The following is a 13,994-nucleotide window of genomic DNA, read 5'->3' on the forward strand; positions in this document are numbered from 1 at the left end:
TCAGCCGCGCATGACACGCGTGACGGCATCCGACGCCTGCTGAAGCGCGGATTCGATGGCATCCACGCCGGATGCGCTGAGCTCGCCGCCCCGCGCCACGTGCGATCGCAATTCCGCTCGGACCCTGCCGCGGAACTCGGTGATTGCCGCATCAGCGCGATGCAGTTGTTCTCGACTGCGCACGCGCGGATCGTCCGTCGGCGCTTTCTGCGCCTGCTCGCGTTCGTCGCGCGAGGCGGCGGCGAGGTCGGCGCGGAGGCTGCGCATGGCATCCCGTACGCTCCCGCGGACCTCGTCGGCGATGAGCCGGACGCTGTCGGCGAGACCGGCCTGGATGCCCTCGAGGTCGCCCTCGCGAGCGGTGACTTCGGCGCGGCCGGCGTCGGTGATCTCATAGACGGTTTTGCGCCCGTCGACGGTCTTGGTGACGAGACCTTCTTCTTCGAGCTTCGCCAGGCGCGGGTAGATCGTGCCCGCTGACGGAGAGTACGTTCCGCCGGTGCGTTCGGTGAGCGCCTGCATGAGGTCGTACCCGTGACGGGGCGCCTCGGCGAGGAGACTGAGGATGTACAGGCGCAGGTCGCCGTGGGAGAAGACGGGGGTCATCACCACTCCTCCTCTCCGGCGAGCTCGTCGGGACGCAGCCCCGAAACGCCGCGCCGCAGGACCGTGATCTCGCCCGACACGGTGTTCGCGCGCACATCGACGAACGACCCGGCGAGGGTGCCGGTCGAGCCCGCGTAGTTGGTGGGGCCCGAGCCCGAGCGCACGTGCCCGTCGATCTGCACGCGGCCGCTCACCGAGCGCGCGACGTAGTTCGCGGGGAGTTCGCGATCCAGTCGGATCGTGGCCGAGCCGTTGACGGAGTTCAGTCCGATCGACTGGACCGTGCCGGTGGAGTCGACGAGCATCGCACCGGAGACGGTGTCGATCGAGGCCTTGGTGACGGCGCCGGTGGCCGCGATGTCGCCCGAGACGCTGTTCGCCGTGAGGGCGCCCTGGAGCTCGCGCACCTGGACGTCGCCCGAGACGGCGTTGAGGCTCACGTCGCCGACGAGTCCGTCGACCATGATGTCGCCCGAGACGGTGTTGAGCTTGGCATCCCGGCGGAGTCCCGAGACGAGAGCGCTCGCACTCACGACGCCGAGCGTCAGGGCGACGGTCCGCGGGACGGCGACGCTGACCTCGGCCTTGGGGCCGCCCGCGCCGAAGTTGCGGAACACCTCGAGGAAGTTGTCCCACCGCAGCTGCGGGTGGTCGATCTCGAGTCGACCGTCCGTCATCTCGATGCGCAGGTCTTTGACCGTCACGCCGTGCACCTCGATGCGGGCGCCGGGGTCATCGTGGGCGATGACGTCGACTTGGCCTCCGACGAGACCGATCTTCAGCTCCCGCAGTCCGTCGACGTCGATGACGCGGGTTTCGCCCGGGTGGACGATCCATTTCTCCATGGCGATCTCCTTACTCACGATATATCGCGTTTTTTCGAGTATCGCGATATATCTCGAGTCCGTCAAGCCCCGCCCTCGCCCCGCGCCCTTCTAGCCCCCGGCATCCGGCGAGAACGCACGTTCGGGTCCAGCGCACACGTTGTGGGCGTCCCGACCGTGTGCGCTCGACCCGATCGTGGGCGTTCGGTGCTGATGCAGCCGTTCGGTGCTGACGCCGCCGTTCGGTGCTGACGCCGCCGTTCGGTGCTGACGCCGCACGGAAACGACGGATGCCACGTCCCGGGGGGAACGTGGCATCCGGGGCGGGCGAACCCGCCGGGGGATCAGAGCGCTGCGCAGAAGTGCGAGCGCTCCTCTCGGGGGTTAAACCGGCTTGCGGCCGCTGATCAAACGGAACAGCAGCACGATGAGGGCGATGAGGCCGACGATGATCGCGATCCAGAGCAGGAAGCTCGCGGCCTGGCTCAGACCGCTGACGATCGCGATGACGATCGCGGCGACGATGATGATGATCAGGAAGATGTTCATGGGGGGCTCCTTGCTGTTTCCGCTGGGCGCGGCAACCGGCGAGTGGTTGACCTCTACGTTCCCACTGCGGCTCCATCCGAGCCGGGGGGTTGACGTTTCTGGAAATTCGCTGTTAGTCGCGGCGAATGCTTGACCGGGGGATCAGAAGGGGCGTCTGTCAAGCCCGACCGCGGGGCCGGGCCGCGAGTCGTACGTTCGGGGCATCCGACGGAAGGAGACGGCCATGCCCCAGGGGCGAGGATCGAGCAGCCTGAAGGACCCTGATCTGTACGAGGAGTTGCGCAAGCAAGGCGATTCGAAGGAGAAGGCCGCGCGCATCTCGAACGCGGCTGCCGCGCAGGGACGCGGCAAGGTCGGCGCGCGCGGCGGGCATGCGGAGGACTACGAGGACCGCACCGTCGATGAACTCCGTAAGCGCGCCAAGGAGCTCGGCATCACGGGATACTCCGGCAAGAAGAAGGCGGAGCTGATCGACCTGCTCCGCAACCACTGACGGTGGCGCGGCTCGTCCGGGTCCGCCCGTACGAAGACCCCGGGTTCCGGCGGGTCCGTTCCGGCTCGGGCTTTCGATTCGTTGACCATACGGGGGCCGCCGTGCCCGAGCGGGAAGCCGATCGCGCGCGGGGACTTGTCATCCCTCCCGCGTGGCGCGAGGTCTGGATCGCGAAGGAACCGAACGCGCACATCCAGGCCGTCGGCACGGACGAGGCCGGACGCCGCCAGTACACGTACCACGCCGACTGGTCGAAGGGCCGGGACAAGGGCAAGTACTCGCGCGCCCTCCAGCTGGCCGAGGCGCTCCCGCGCGCTCGAGCGCGCGTCACGCAGTCGCTGCGACGCTCGGACCTCGACCGGGAACGGGTGCTGGCGGTGTCCTTCCGACTCCTCGATCAGGTCGCGCCCCGCGTCGGCAACGCGCGCTACTTCGTCACCAACGGCAGCCGCGGCCTCACGACCCTCCAACGACGGGATGCCACTGTCGAGGGCGACCTCATCCGCCTCTCCTTCCCGGCCAAGAGCGGGAAGCGCGCCGAGTTGTCGCTGAGGGATGCCGAGGTCGCGGCGCTCATGTCCGAACTCGCGACAGGACGGTCTCGTGCGGCGCTGTTGAGCTACCGCCGCGGCCGTCGGCGTGTGCCGCTGACTCCCGGCGACGTGAACGCCTACGTTCGGTCGCTGACCGGTGGTCCCTTCAGCGCCAAGGACTTCCGGACGCTGCGCGGCACGATCCTCGCGGCCGAGGCGCTCGCCAAGGCGGGTGTCGCGCCGACCAAGAACGAGCGCAAGAAGGTCGAGCTCGCCGCCGTCCGCGCTGCCGCCGAGGCCCTCGGCAACACCCCGGCGGTCGCACGGTCCAGCTACATCGATCCGCGCGTGTTCTCGCTCTACCGTCGCGGGCACACGATGGAGCTGGGCGGATCGAAGGATGCCGCCATCCGACGCCTCATCCTGGGGCAGTAGCCGGCCCCGCGCCCGCCTGGGCCCGCGCCCGCCTGGCCCCGCGCCCGCCTGGGCCCGCGCCCCCGCCCTTCCCGCGAGCCCCGAACCCGCGCGGCCCGCACGTACCCGCGAGCCTCGAACCCGCGCGGCCCTCGCGTACCCGCGAGACTTCATCCGGCTGACATCTCCCTTGCAGCCTGCAAGGGAGATGTCGGCGCGATGAAGTCTCGGCGGAACCGGGGCCGCAACCACACCGCGTGCGCGGGACGTGACCGCGGGACGTGACCGCGGGGCGGGGCGCGTAGGGTGTCGACGTGGTGTCCTGGCGCGATCTCGTCTCGGTCGCCGTCGGCGGTGCGCTCGGGACCGCGGTGCGGGCGGGCCTCACTCTCGCCTTCGCCGACGCCCTCGGGTCGGCGCTCGTGCCGATCATCAACGTCGTGGGTGCGTTCGCGATCGGCATCCTGTTCGGAATCCGAGCGCGGATGCCGAGATCCACCCGCGCTCAGCGGGCGCAGCTGTTCTTCGGCACCGGCGTGCTGGGCGGCTTCACGACATACAGCGCTCTGGCCGTCGAGTCGGCCGATCTGTCACTTGTGTGGTGGGGGGCGGCGACCGTGGTCGTCGGGACGTTCGCGGCGTGGGTCGGTGTGCTCATCGGCCGGGGCGGCCGCGTGCGCTGACCGGCGCTTGGTGGTGAGTGCGGCGCGGTGGTACAAATGTGCCACTCGCCGACGTGGGCTCGCTGCGCCGGAAGCGACCCGGAGGCTCAACGATGACAGCCGTCCCCCGAATCGTCACGCTCGGCGCGCACGTGCTCGACACGATCGTCCAGCCCGTCGACGAGATCCCGCCCGGGCAGGGCTCACTCCTCGTGGACGAGATCGCGATGTCGGCCGCCGGCCCCGCCGGCGGCACGGCGCTCGTGCTCGCCAAACTCGGCGCGCGCGTGATCACGAGCGGGGCCGTGGGCGACGATGTCGCGGGGCGTGTCCTGCGCGGGCTGCTGGCCGACGCGGGGATCGACGTCACGCATCTGCGCACCGGCGAGCTGCCGACCTCGGCCTCGGTGCTTCCCATCCGCTCCGACGGGTCGCGGCCGGCCCTGCACGTCGTCGGGGCCAACGCGCTCGCCGCCGATGTCGTCCCCTGGGATGTTCTCGCCGACGCCGATCACGTCCACATCGGAGCCCCGGAACTCCTCGGGCCCGAGAACGTCATCGAGATCCTCGACCACGCGCGCGCGAACCGGGCGAGTACGTCGCTGGACTTCCTGATCGGCGGTGAGCAGGCGTTCTACGCGCTCATCGAGCCCCTGCTGCCGTACACCGACTACATGCTCCCCAACGCCGAGCAGGCTCTCGGGTGGACCGGTGCCCCCGACCTCCACACCGCCGCCCACGTCCTCGCCGAGGCGGGCGCGCGCGTGGTCGCGATCACGAACGGCGGCGACGACATCGTCCTCGTGGAGGGCGACCACCTCGTCGACATCCCCATCGTTCCCGCGATTCCGGTCGACACCAGCGGCGGTGGCGATGCGTTCTCCGCCGGGTTCGTGTTCGCGCGGCTGCGCGGGCAGACCTCCGTCGAGGCCGCGCGGTTCGGCTCCGCCGTCGCGGCGCAGGTCGTCGCGGGCGTGGGGACGAGCCATGGCACCTACGACGAGGCATCCATCGATGCCCTGCTCGCAGGGGCCGCCCGGTGACGGACGCCGACGCGCATACGGCGGTGCGCGCCGCCATCGCCGAGGTGTGCCGGGCGCTCGCCGCGGACGGGCTCGTCAAGGGGACCGCGGGCAACGTCAGCGTGCGGGTCGACGAGGGGATCGCGATCACGGCGACCGGCGTGGTCTTCGCGCAAGCGACCCTCGATGACGTGTCCGTCGTCGATGCCGCGGGGCGCGTGGTCGTCGGTGCGCTCGCCCCGAGCTCGGAGCTCGGTCTGCACCTCGCGGCGTACGCGGACGACGCGGTGGGGGCCGTCGTCCACACGCACGCGCCGGGCGCTGTCGCGCTGTCGCTCGTGTCCGACCGGCTGCCGTGCCTGCACTACCAGCAGCTCACGTTGGGCGGGGAGATCGAGGTGGTGCCGTTCGCCGTCTTCGGGTCGGAGGAGCTCGCGGCCCGCACCGGTGCCGCGCTGACGACGGCGAACGCGGCGATCCTCGCGCACCACGGTGCCGTCACGACGGGCCGTGACCTCGCCGATGCCGTCGCGAACACGGCGCTCCTGGAGTGGGTGTGCGACATCTACCTGCGCGCGCGGGCGGTCGCGGAGCCGGCGGAGCTCAGCCCGGCGCAGCAGGCCGACGTCGTGGCCGCGGCGCTCGCCACGGGCTACGGGCAGACCAGACCGGTGTAGCGGCGCTGCGAGACCGGTGTAGCGGCGCGGCGTCAGCGGACCGAACGCACCCGCATGATCAGCACCGAACCCACCAGCCCCGCGATCCCGCTCGCGACGAACAGCCCCGTGAAGCCGCCGAAGAGCACGACCGCGCCGGCGCCGAGGAGGGGGCCGAACGCCTGCGGCCCGGCTTGGGCGATGTTCATGAGGCCGACGTCCTTGCCGCGACTCTCCGCCGACGGCAGAACCTGCGTGGCCAGCGCCTGGTCGACCGCGAAGAAGCAGCCCTGACCGAGTCCGAGCAGCACCGCGCCGACGATCGCCGTCGATTCCGCGGGAGCGACGGCGAGCAGCAGCGCCGCGACGGACTGCGCCGCGCCCGACGCGAGGACGAACACGCGTCGTCGGCCCAGGACGTCGCTGAGCTTGCCGAACCCGACCGACGCGACGATCGTGACGACCATGTAGATCACCGTCGTGAAGACGAGGAACCCCGTCGGGTCGGCGACCCTCAGTGCGAACGTGAAGAAGTAGAGCAGCATCGTCGTCGCGATCGCGTTGCTCAGGTTGATGAGGACGCGGCTGACCACCGTCCACACGAAATCGGGGTGGCGGCGCGGGTCCACCCAGATGGATGACAACACCGAGCGGACGGTGAGGGGCCCCAGCAGCGCCGCCTCGGCGGGGGTCAGCGGGACGTCGTTCAGACGCAGCAGGAACGGCACGGCGAGCACGACCGCGCACACCGCCAGCGCAAGGTAGCCCGAGGACGTGGTCGTGAACACCGCCGTCACCAGCACGATCCCCAACAGGATGCCGAACGCGTTCGGCGCCGAGATCCAGCCCGACACCAGGCCGCGCTGATTCTCGGGCACGCGGTCGGCCATCACCGCGGTGAGAGCGGCGGATGCCATGCAGAATCCGATCATGGTGACGGTCCACCAGATCACCGTGCCGACCGTCTCGGTCTGGAACCCGAGAAGGGCGAGTCCCACCCCGACCGTCAGGGCGCCGGCGAGGATCCACGGACGACGACGTCCGAATCGTGAGCGGGTGCGGTCGCTCAGGGCGCCGACGATGGGGTACGCCACGACGACGAAGGCGCCGGCGATGGCGCTGACCGCGCCGTACGCGACGAGCGAGGCCAACCAATCCTCGGAGGTGTGCTGGGCCTCGATCTGCAGGGGCAGCAGCACCTGGACGGGGACGAGTTGTGCCATCCAGAGTCCGAGCCATACGCCGGCGAAGGCGGCGATCCATCCGGCGCGCACGGGTCGGGTCGGCTCGGCGTATGCGCTCAGCGCCGTCGGGCGCTCGGCGGATGTCACCTCAGCTCGCGGGCAGGGAGGGGGATCATCTCAGTGGCCCTTCTGTCGATCACAGCATCGGAATCGACTATCCGGTCACTTTATTGCACAGGCGTACTGAGTTTTGTATCCAGAATGTGAATTTCCGCGGCTGGGTCGACCGACCGCAAGTGAAACCTGTACATTCGTGCCAACTAATCGGCTTCGTGCTCCGCGTCCCCGAGGGATGACGTGGCGGCGAGGCTCACGAAGCCGATGAGGGCGGCGCGGAGGGCGTGCGCGAGGGACTGGTACTGGATGACTTCCGAACGGGCGATGCGATGCAGGGTGAATCCGTCGATCAGCGCGACGACCGCCGCCGCGGCGTGCGGGTCGGTGACGCCGTTCGTCCGCAGGACCGCCGCCGCGATCGTGCGCGTCTCATCGAGGATGCGCTCCACGTGCACGCGCAGAGCGGGATGCCGAGAGGCGAAGAGGTAGATCTCGAACTGCGCGACGGCGTTCTCGTCCGACTGTTGCCGCACGATCTCCACGAACTCGTCGATCGCGGCGCCGGGGCCGTTCGCCCCGGTTTCGAGCAGTGTGCGGAACTCCTGCAACCGGTCGAACTCGGCCGCCATGGCGTGCGCGACCGCCTCGCCGATCATGTCGTCGAGCGAGTCGAAGAAGTATGTTGTCGACGAATGCGGCACTCCTGCCGCTGCGGCCACCGAGCGGTGGGTGACGCCCGAGATGCCGCGGTCCGCGATGATCGACAGCGTCGCCTCCAGCAGCAGCTCGCGGCGCGCGCGACCCCGAGCGCGCATCGACCGAGTCGTCGTCCCACTCACCGTGTCCTCCTCACCGACCTCCGGGGTCGGCCTCGCAACGGAATGGGAGCAAGCCTATGACCGCGCCTTCGGCTCCACGCGGTTCCGACGGCCCTGATGACGTCGATGTCGTCGTCGTGGGCGCGGGTCTCTCCGGGCTGACCGCCGCGCACCGCCTCCGGCAGTTCGGTTTCACGGTCGCCGTGTTCGAGGCGTCCGCCCGCGTGGGCGGCCGCGTGTCATCTGCCGAGGTCGACGGTGTCCACGTGGACCTCGGCGGCACGTTCGTCGGCCCCGGGCAGGACCGCATCCTCGCGCTCGCCGACGAGGTGGGCGTCGAGCGTTATCGGACCTACGGCGCGGGGGACAACGTCATCCGATGGCGCGGTCGGAGTCGTCGGTATCGGGGCACGGTCCCGCCCGTCGGCGCGGGTCTGCTCGATGTCGGACGCATCCAGCTCGCGCTGGATCGACTCGCCCGCACGGTTCCCTGCGGGGACCCCGCCGCCGCACCACACGCCACCGAGCTGGATGCCGAGAGCCTCGGCTCATGGCTCCGTCGATCGCGCGCGTCGGCGGCCGCGCGCGACCTCATCGCGATCGCCGGGCGCACCACGTGGGGCTGTGAACCCGACGAGATCTCGCTCCTGCACGCTGTGCACTACATCCACCAAGCCGGTGGTCTGTCCTCGATGCTCGATACCGAGGGGGGTGCGCAGGAGGAGCACTTCGTCGAGGGGTCGCACGAGATCGCCGTGCGTATCGCGCGCGGACTCGGGCCCGCGCTCCGCCTCGACGCGCCGGTCGAGCAGGTCGAGGCGTCGGCGGACGGCGTCGTCGTCTCGTCCGTCGGTGAGGCCGTGACGGCGCGCGCCGTGATCGTCGCCGTGCCGCCGGCGCTGCGCGGTCGCATCCGATTCTCGCCGGAACTCCCACCCCGGCATGCCCAGCTCGCGCAGCGGTGGCCCGCGGGAGTGCTCTCGAAGGCCTACGCGATCTACGACGAACCGTTCTGGCGCACGCGAAACCTCTCGGGTCAGGGCCTCTCCGACACCGGCCCGGTGTTCATCACGTTCGACGCGAGTCCGCCGGGTGACGGCGGTCCGGGCGTGCTGCTCGGATTCATCGGCGCCCGCTACGCGCGCGAATGGGACGATCTGCCGGCCGCCGAGCGCCGGGTGCGGGCCCTGTCCTCCTTCGCGGATCTCTTCGGTTCTCGGGCCCTGGATGCCAGGGGCTACATCGATCAGCGATGGGGCGCGGAGCCGTGGGTCGGCGGCGGGCCGACCGCGGCTCCCGGACCCGGCGTCGTGGCCCCCTACGCCTCGGCCCTCGTCGAGCCGGTCGGCCGCATCCTCTGGGCGGGCACCGAGACCGCGTCCCGCTGGACCGGGTTCATGGACGGCGCCGTCCGCGCCGGCGAGCGCGCCGCTCTCGAGGCGCGGCGCTTGGTCGACACCTCCGCACGCGACACCGACATGACGGGAGACGGCGAATGACCTGGCGCCGCGAGTACACGCAGCTCACCACGGCCACGCCGGAGGCGGTCTGGAAGCGGTGGACGACGCCCGAGGACTGGGCGACCGACGACCCCGACCTGCGGGAAGCCACGTTCCCCGTCCCGGCGCGCGTCGGCGCCGTCGGTCGTGTCGTGAACCACGGCACTCCCGCGCAGAAGATCGTGTTCACGGAGCTCCAGCCGGGCTACGCCATGAATTTCCGGATCTCTCTGCCGGGGGCCACGCTGTCCTTCCCGCACCGGATGCACATGACGCCGAACGGGCTGTCGGTCACCCACGCGGTCGAGATCTCCGGCCCGCTCGCGAAGCTCTACGGCCTGCTGGTCGGTCGGTCGATCGCCGCGGGTCTGCCGGCGGTCGTGCGTCTGGTGACCACGAACGCGCTCGCCGACGCGGTGGGGTGGACGACACCCTAGTGTGACGGGACATATGTGCAAGAATTGCGCGCGTGACGACGATGTCACGGAGAGCAGGAGAGACGATGGCTGCACGCTACGACCTGGCGAAGGTCAAGCTGGGGGCACTCATGACCGATCCGGATGCCGAGAGCATCATCCTCGACGTCATTCCCGACCTGAAGAAGAGTCCGACGTATCTCGTGGCGCGGACGCTGACGGCGAGCGCCGCGCTGCAGCTCGCCGCCGCCCAGCTCGGCGCGGAGAAGGCGGCGGAGCTCCGCCGCCGGGTCGAAGCGCTCGAGGCGTGAGCCGGCGACCGGCGCCGCCACGGACGCCTGCGTCGGCGTAGATTGGCGGCGTGACGCCCCTCGTCTTCCTCGCGGTCGTCGTGGCCGGCGGTGTCGGCGCGGCCCTGCGCTTCGTCGTCGATGTCGCCGTGCGGCGGCGAACGGGTGAGCGCTTCCCGTGGGGGATCCTGGTGGTGAACCTCACCGGCGCGTTCGCGCTGGGGCTCGTCACACCGCTCGCGGCCGACGAGGCCTGGCGCTGGATCGTGGGCACGGGGCTCCTCGGTGGGTACACGACGTTCAGCGCCGTCGCCGTGACGACGGCGCTCCTCGCGGAGGAGGGGCGCTCGCGCGCCGCGACCTCGTACGCGGTGGCATCCTTCGTGGGGTCCGTCCTGGCGGCCGACCTCGGGCTGGCCCTCGGCCGCGCCCTCTGATCCGCCCGCACGATCCGTTGGCCCGCCGCCTCCGCGGCCGTCTTCCACGCGCGCGGACCGTGGGATACTGGCCGTCGATACAGTCCTGTATCGAACCGGCCGACCGAAGGGCCCCCGCGTGTCGTATCTGGCCGTGCTCAGCCTGCGCAACCGCGCCCTCATCGCCCTCGTCACGATCGTCGCCGCGGTGTTCGGTGGCCTCGCGTTGACCAGCCTCAAGCAGGAGCTCATCCCGTCGATCGAGTTCCCTCAGCTCGCGGTCGTCACGACCTACCCGGGCGCCTCGCCGGAGGTCGTCGAAGCCGACGTGTCCACGCCGATCGAGGGCGCCATCCGCGGCGTGGAGGGGCTCGAGTCGACCACCGCGACGAGCACGACGAACTCCTCGATCGTCTCCGCCTCGTTCACCTACGGCACCGATCTGGCCGCGGCGCAGCAGAAGATCCTCGCCGCGATCGCGCGCATCAACGACCAGCTCCCCGAGTCCGCCGACACCACCGTCGCCTCCGCGAGCATCGACGACTTCCCCGTCATCCAGCTCGCCGTCACCGGCTACTCCGACGCGCAGACGATCCAGTCGACCCTCGAGACGGTCGTCGTCCCGGCTCTCCAGGACGTCGACGGCGTCAACGCCGCCCAGGTGGTCGGTGGCACCGGCCAGCGGGTCACCATCACCCCCGATCCGGCCCGGCTCGCGGAGCGCGGCTTCAGCCAGCAGGCGATCAGCGACTCCCTCGAAGCCAACGGCGTGCTGTTCCCGGGAGGCACGGTCACCGAGGGCGATGAGACGCTGACGGTGCAGACGGGGGCCAAGATCACCAGCGTCGATGAGATCTCGGCGCTCCCGCTCGTCCCGACTGATGCGGCGCAGGTGACGGCCGGACGCACCACGATCGGCGATGTGGCGACCGTGGCGCAGCAGTCCGACCCCGTGACGACCCTGTCGCGGGTCAACGGCGAGCCCGCGCTCACGATCGCCGTGACCAAGCTCCCCGCCGCCAATACCGTCGACGTCTCGCGCGCCGTCCTGGCCGCGATCCCCGATCTCGAGTCCTCGCTCAACGGCGCCACGTTCACGGTCGTATTCGATCAGGCGCCGTTCGTGGAGCAGTCGATCGAGGCCCTCGCGCAGGAGGGTCTGCTCGGCCTCGCGTTCGCGGTCGTCATCATCCTCATCTTCCTGATGTCGGTGCGCTCGACGCTCGTCACGGCGATCTCCATCCCCACCAGCGTCCTCGCGACCTTCGTCGGGCTGCAGGCGTTCGGGTACTCGCTCAACGTCCTCACCCTCGGCGCCCTGACGATCGCGATCGGGCGCGTCGTCGACGACTCCATCGTCGTCATCGAGAACATCAAGCGGCACTACGTCGGCGATGCCGACAAGATCCCCACGATCATCCGTGCCGTGCGCGAGGTGGCTGCCGCGATCACGGCATCCACGATCACCTCGGTCGCGGTCTTCCTCCCGATCGCGTTCGTCGGCGACGTGACGGGTGAGCTGTTCCGCCCGTTCGCGCTGACCGTCTCGATCGCCATGGCCGCGTCGCTGCTCGTGTCGCTCACGATCGTCCCCGTGCTCGCCTCGTGGTTCCTCAAGCCCGGGAAGGTGATCCGGGATGCCGAGGGCAACCCCGTCGACCCCGAGTCGCCGACCGCGCCTCCCTCGCGCCTGCAGAAGGCGTACGTCCCGATCCTCAGCTGGACCCTGCGGCACTCGTGGGTGACCCTCGGGCTCGCCGTGCTCGTGCTGGCCGGGACCGTGGCATCCGTTCCGCTCCTCAAGACCGACTTCCTCGGCGACTCGGGTCAGAACACGTTCACCGTCACACAGAAGATCGGCGCCGCACCGAGTCTCACGGCCGAAGACGACGCCGCGCAGCGCGTCGAGGCGGTCCTGCGCGACATCCCCGGCGTCGAGACCGTGCAGACCTCCATCGGCTCGAGCGGCTCGGCTCTCCGTGACGCCTTCTCGGGTGGTGGATCGGGCATCACGTACTCGATCACCTCCGAAGCGGGCGCCGACCAGGTCGAGCTCCGCGAGCGCGTGCGCACCGCCGTGTCCGACATCGCCGACGCCGGCGACATCGAGGTGAGCGCCCAGGGCAGTGGCTTCGGCTCGAGCGACATCACCGTCGACGTGACCGCCGCCGACGGCGAAGGACTCCAGCAGGCCACCGACGCTGTCGTCTCGGGGCTCCAGGGACGCGAGGGCATCGGTCAGGTGACCAGCAGCCTGTCGGCGTCACTGCCGTTCGTCTCGGTGCGGGTCGACCGGGATGCCGCCGCCGAGCGCGGGCTCTCCGAGCGCACCGTCGGCGCGCTGGTGTCCGGCGCGATGCAGCCGCGACAGGCGGGCACCGTGGAGATCGATGGGCGCGGGCTGAGCGTCTACATCGCCTCGGACGATCCGCCCACCACCATCGACACCCTGCGCGCCCTGCAGATCCCCACGGCGCGGGGTGCCGTGCGTCTCGACGAGATCGCCACGGTGGAGACGAGTCAGACGCCGCCGAGCATCACGACCTCCCGCGGACTTCGCACGGCGACCGTCACGGTCACCCCCACGAGCGACAACCTCAGCAGCTCCTCGGCGAGCGTGCGAGACGCGCTCGCCGACGTGTCGCTGCCCGACGGTGCGACGGCGAAGCTCGGCGGTGTCGTGACCAATCAACAGGACGCGTTCGGTCAGCTCGGTCTGGCCCTGCTGGCCGCGATCCTCATCGTGTACGTCGTCATGGTCGCGACCTTCAAGTCGCTCCGTCAGCCGCTCGAGCTGCTGGTCTCGGTGCCGTTCGCCGCAACCGGCGCGATCCTGATGTTGGCGATCACGGGCGTGCCCCTGGGGGTGGCCGGCATGATCGGTGCGCTGATGCTCGTGGGCATCGTCGTCACGAACGCCATCGTTCTGATCGACCTGGTGAATCAATATCGTGCGCGCGGACTCAGCGTTTTCGAGGCCACGGTCGTCGGTGGCTCACGACGACTCCGCCCCATCTTGATGACGGCGCTCGCGGCCATCTTCGCGCTCGTGCCGATGGCGCTGGGTATCACCGGGCACGGCGGGTTCATCTCGCAGCCGCTGGCGGTTGTGGTGATCGGCGGACTCGTGTCGTCGACGTTCCTGACGCTGCTCGTGCTGCCGACGCTGTACAACCTCGTCGAGGGAGCGCGGGAGCGCCGTATCGCTCGCCGCGCGGCGCGCTCGACGCCCGCCGCAGACGAGGCCGAGCCGACGACGGACGAGCACCCGCTGAGCCGACGAGAGCTGCGCGAGCGCCACTGACGATCGCGGGGCGGCGTCGCATCGCGCTCACACGGGCGTGGGGGAATCGGCGCGCGACGGGAGTGGTCGCCGCGGCGGGATTCGCGGCGACCGGAATTCCGGTGACAGCGGCTCGCGTGGCGGACACTCGGGTGCGGCGAGCGATTTCGAGGGCGGGCGCTTCCACAGGAGCGGTGACCGGACGCGCCTGG

At 70.5% G+C, this 13,994-nt stretch carries 15 protein-coding genes; 10 read left to right on the plus strand and 5 right to left on the minus strand.

What is annotated here, in order from left to right; translation table 11 throughout:
- The 3 genes from ABC271_RS02285 to ABC271_RS02295 all read right to left on the minus strand — a co-directional run bounded on the left by ABC271_RS02285 (position 1) and on the right by ABC271_RS02295 (position 1,979).
- Positions 1-606: a PadR family transcriptional regulator gene (locus ABC271_RS02285; RefSeq protein ID WP_412923301.1), complete on the minus strand. Its 606-nt coding sequence runs from the start codon at positions 604-606 to the stop codon at positions 1-3.
- Entirely contained in the window at positions 606-1,457 is an 852-nt protein-coding gene (locus ABC271_RS02290; RefSeq protein ID WP_412926091.1) for a DUF4097 family beta strand repeat-containing protein, read from the minus strand. Before ABC271_RS02290 ends, ABC271_RS02285 begins: the two co-directional genes overlap by 1 nt.
- A 357-nt stretch (positions 1,458-1,814) precedes the next feature.
- A complete protein-coding gene (locus ABC271_RS02295; protein WP_022878111.1) occupies positions 1,815-1,979 on the minus strand; it encodes a hypothetical protein in 165 nt (54 codons plus the stop codon).
- A 223-nt stretch (positions 1,980-2,202) separates the two neighbouring features.
- On the opposite strand from ABC271_RS02295, the gene ABC271_RS02300 reads away from it, so the two are divergent.
- From ABC271_RS02300 to ABC271_RS02320, 5 genes are all read left to right on the plus strand, one after another.
- Positions 2,203-2,472: a DUF7218 family protein gene (locus ABC271_RS02300; protein ID WP_412923302.1), complete on the plus strand. Its 270-nt coding sequence runs from the start codon at positions 2,203-2,205 to the stop codon at positions 2,470-2,472.
- Between the two features lie 2 nt (positions 2,473-2,474).
- Positions 2,475-3,440 (plus strand): DNA topoisomerase IB, encoded by a 966-nt coding sequence (locus ABC271_RS02305; protein ID WP_412923303.1) that lies wholly within the window; start codon positions 2,475-2,477, stop codon positions 3,438-3,440.
- A 293-nt stretch (positions 3,441-3,733) separates the two neighbouring features.
- The gene (locus ABC271_RS02310; RefSeq protein WP_412923304.1) at positions 3,734-4,102 is read left to right on the plus strand and encodes a fluoride efflux transporter FluC; all 369 of its coding nucleotides are present in this window, start codon (positions 3,734-3,736) and stop codon (positions 4,100-4,102) included.
- Between the two features lie 92 nt (positions 4,103-4,194).
- Positions 4,195-5,124 carry a carbohydrate kinase family protein gene (locus tag ABC271_RS02315; RefSeq protein ID WP_412923305.1) on the plus strand — a complete coding sequence of 310 codons (930 nt, stop codon included), beginning with the start codon at positions 4,195-4,197 and terminating at the stop codon, positions 5,122-5,124.
- Complete coding sequence (locus ABC271_RS02320) at positions 5,121-5,780, plus strand: class II aldolase/adducin family protein (RefSeq protein ID WP_412923306.1); 660 nt, start codon at positions 5,121-5,123, stop codon at positions 5,778-5,780. Before ABC271_RS02315 ends, ABC271_RS02320 begins: the two co-directional genes overlap by 4 nt.
- Before the next feature lie 32 nt (positions 5,781-5,812).
- Here the strand turns inward: ABC271_RS02320 and ABC271_RS02325 are convergent, their stop codons facing one another.
- Positions 5,813-7,090 (minus strand): MFS transporter, encoded by a 1,278-nt coding sequence (locus ABC271_RS02325; protein ID WP_412923307.1) that lies wholly within the window; start codon positions 7,088-7,090, stop codon positions 5,813-5,815.
- A 173-nt stretch (positions 7,091-7,263) separates the two neighbouring features.
- On the minus strand, positions 7,264-7,899 hold the full coding sequence (locus ABC271_RS02330; RefSeq protein ID WP_412923308.1) for a TetR/AcrR family transcriptional regulator: 636 nt from the start codon (positions 7,897-7,899) through the stop codon (positions 7,264-7,266).
- 56 nt (positions 7,900-7,955) lie between these two features.
- Between ABC271_RS02330 and ABC271_RS02335 the strand changes: the two genes are divergently transcribed.
- The 5 genes from ABC271_RS02335 (at position 7,956) to ABC271_RS02355 (ending at position 13,803) form a co-directional block, all read left to right on the plus strand.
- Complete coding sequence (locus ABC271_RS02335; protein ID WP_412923309.1) at positions 7,956-9,377, plus strand: flavin monoamine oxidase family protein; 1,422 nt, start codon at positions 7,956-7,958, stop codon at positions 9,375-9,377.
- Positions 9,374-9,814 carry an SRPBCC family protein gene (locus tag ABC271_RS02340; RefSeq protein WP_412923310.1) on the plus strand — a complete coding sequence of 147 codons (441 nt, stop codon included), beginning with the start codon at positions 9,374-9,376 and terminating at the stop codon, positions 9,812-9,814. The genes ABC271_RS02335 and ABC271_RS02340 overlap by 4 nt, the downstream gene beginning before the upstream one ends.
- 65 nt (positions 9,815-9,879) lie before the next feature.
- A complete protein-coding gene (locus tag ABC271_RS02345) occupies positions 9,880-10,104 on the plus strand; it encodes a hypothetical protein (protein ID WP_412923311.1) in 225 nt (74 codons plus the stop codon).
- Between the two features lie 50 nt (positions 10,105-10,154).
- The gene (locus tag ABC271_RS02350; RefSeq protein ID WP_412923312.1) at positions 10,155-10,520 is read left to right on the plus strand and encodes a fluoride efflux transporter FluC; all 366 of its coding nucleotides are present in this window, start codon (positions 10,155-10,157) and stop codon (positions 10,518-10,520) included.
- A gap of 118 nt (positions 10,521-10,638) precedes the next feature.
- The gene (locus tag ABC271_RS02355) at positions 10,639-13,803 is read left to right on the plus strand and encodes an efflux RND transporter permease subunit (protein ID WP_412923313.1); all 3,165 of its coding nucleotides are present in this window, start codon (positions 10,639-10,641) and stop codon (positions 13,801-13,803) included.
- Positions 13,804-13,994: the final 191 nt, after the last annotated feature.

This window comes from Microbacterium canaveralium (assembly GCF_047238045.1).
Lineage (GTDB): Bacteria > Actinomycetota > Actinomycetes > Actinomycetales > Microbacteriaceae > Microbacterium.